Annotated in this window: 1 protein-coding gene; it reads left to right on the top strand. The window is 43.1% G+C overall.

What is annotated here, in order from left to right; translation table 11 throughout:
* Positions 1 to 719 precede the first annotated feature (719 nt).
* Positions 720 to 962 (top strand): hypothetical protein, encoded by a 243-nt coding sequence (locus tag Q1A48_RS21260; RefSeq protein ID WP_299948858.1) that lies wholly within the window; start codon positions 720 to 722, stop codon positions 960 to 962.
* The last annotated feature ends 47 nt before the right edge of the window (positions 963 to 1,009 follow it).

Here is a 1,009-nt window from a genome sequence, read left to right as displayed (position 1 = left end):
AAAGCGAGAAGTCTACGGGCAACTGGCCGCTTTTTCTAGCTCCATTGAGATATGCACTTACAAGTTGAATCTAGGAGTTGATTTTGAATTATTGGGTCGGATTTGTAGGAAGTGCTGGACTAGGGTTGATGCTAGTCTTTCTACTTATGCATTATTCGAGTTCAAAAATTCCCGAGTGCGGGTCACATAATAAGCACAGGCTATCGGACAGGTAAAACTGTTACGTCTTTTACATAAAAAGTCGCATCGGGTTTGCCTGCCGTTGCTGCAAGCTTTAGGAGTCTAAAAGCATTGACTTAGAGAAAAATATGGACAAAGAAACCGCTAACCAACTAGGAGAGGCTCTACTACAATCACAACGAGCAAAAGAACCTCCATACAAAACTGAGACTCCTACCCCCTCATCCTTTCAAAAAAAACTAGTGCCTTTCATTCTTCCGATTTTAACCTCTGACATATTTACAATGGTCCCACTAGAATTCTGCCTATCCCCAATACTCTCTGTTCTTGTGGGCACGGTTATCGGCATACTATTTGCCCTCGCCACAACATTTTCCAAGAATGACTAAAACGCATACTTGCCATACAGAACGTCGCATAACGAATGGTTGCAACGGATGCGTTACCGCCGCCTTTTGCTACCATTCCAGGCTGCGCCCCTCAAACGCCGTTGAACCTGATATTATCCATCGTTTAAAACTAGAATGTGGACAACAGAAATGAAGCTACTGTGGTTTTTAGGTATGCCGTACTACGTCTTTATTACGTTGGCACTTGGTAAAGCTGCCAAGGGGTCTTTGTGGTATTTTTTATTGCTAATCCCCTTACTGCTGGCTTATGGTAAACTTAGCCAATCAGCCTACACATCAATGGTACTACGCCGTGGCGTTTCAAAAGTTACTTTTGGTGTTTATTTGGTACTGGCACAGATATTACTAGGGGCTGTTCCCGTTTGGATGTAGCCTATTGATTTGTAAGAGCAAGCTCGCATTGTTGAGGTTCTAACACA

It is taken from the genome of uncultured Microbulbifer sp., assembly GCF_947489355.1.
Taxonomy (GTDB): Bacteria; Pseudomonadota; Gammaproteobacteria; order Pseudomonadales; family Cellvibrionaceae; genus Microbulbifer.
This window is presented reverse-complemented; position numbering and strand designations above follow the sequence as displayed.

What these genes read in the sequence shown, in the direction of transcription:
- Q1A48_RS21260 (WP_299948858.1), top strand. Translation starts at nt 720, where the DNA reads ATGAAGCTACTGTGGTTTTTAGGTATGCCGTACTACGTCTTTATTACG.